The 1,076-nt window shown below is 60.1% G+C and carries 2 protein-coding genes; both read left to right on the top strand.

Annotated features, from left to right (window positions below; genetic code table 11):
* Positions 1–107, top strand: a 107-nt coding sequence (locus EOC06_RS44945; protein ID WP_281062145.1) for a hypothetical protein, incomplete at its 5' end; no start/stop codon positions are given.
* A 185-nt stretch (positions 108–292) separates the two neighbouring features.
* The coding region (locus EOC06_RS37680) for a citrate/2-methylcitrate synthase (protein WP_281062144.1) at positions 293–1,076 on the top strand (784 nt) is incomplete at its 3' end.

Genomic DNA, 1,076 nt, shown 5'->3' with positions numbered 1-1,076 from the left:
TGCGCGCTGCGTTGACCGGCAAAAGCACCTCGCCGGGCGTGTTCGACGTGCTCGCCGTGCTCGGCCGCGAGGAAAGCCTGGCGCGCATCTCAGATCAAATCGATTAGGAGCAAACTGGCCCAAGAAGATTGGCATTGAAAGGCGGGTTTCGCAGTGCAACATTAGGCCTTGGCCCAATCTGGCACGCACCTCCTGAAATGCGGTGGCGAATACGCGCATTGCGGTGATTTTCGACGTGTCGCTCTGCAGAATTTTGCCTTTGCCGGCATGAGGAAACAAGAAGGAGTTTGCAATGACCGAAGCTGCGAAAAAAATGGATTTGGGCGGCAAGACCCAGGAGGCCACGGCAACGCTTGCATTCGCCGGCAAGACCCATGAATTCAAGGTGCGAAGTGGTTCGGTCGGGCCTGATGTCATCGACATCGCCTCGCTCTACTCAACCACCGGCGCCTTCACTTACGATCCGGGCTTCACCTCGACGGCAAGCTGCGAGTCCGAAATCACCTTCATCGACGGCGACGCCGGCATCCTCCTCCATCGCGGCTATCCGATCGACCAGTTGGCCGAACATGGCGACTTCCTCGAGGTCTGCTATCTCCTGCTCTACGGCGAATTGCCGACCAAAGCGCAGAAGGACGACTTCGACTATCGCGTGACGCGCCACACCATGGTGCATGAGCAGATGTCGCGCTTTTTCACCGGCTTCCGCCGCGACGCGCACCCGATGGCGGTGATGTGCGGCGTGGTCGGCGCGCTGTCGGCCTTCTACCACGACTCCACCGACATCTCCGACCCCTACCAGCGCATGGTTGCCTCCATGCGGCTGATCGCCAAGATGCCAACGATCGCGGCGATGGCCTACAAATACCACATCGGCCAGCCGTTCATTTACCCGAAGAACGAACTGAACTTCGCCGCCAACTTCCTGCACATGTGCTTTGCCGTGCCGTGCGAGGAATACAAGATCAACCCGGTGCTGGCGCGCGCCATGGAGCGCATCTTCATTCTGCACGCCGACCACGAGCAGAACGCCTCGACCTCGACCGTGCGTCTCGCCGGCTCTTCGGGCGCCAACC

It is taken from the genome of Mesorhizobium sp. M7A.F.Ca.MR.362.00.0.0, assembly GCF_004023175.1.
In the GTDB taxonomy this organism is placed as follows: domain Bacteria; phylum Pseudomonadota; class Alphaproteobacteria; order Rhizobiales; family Rhizobiaceae; genus Mesorhizobium.
This window is presented reverse-complemented; position numbering and strand designations above follow the sequence as displayed.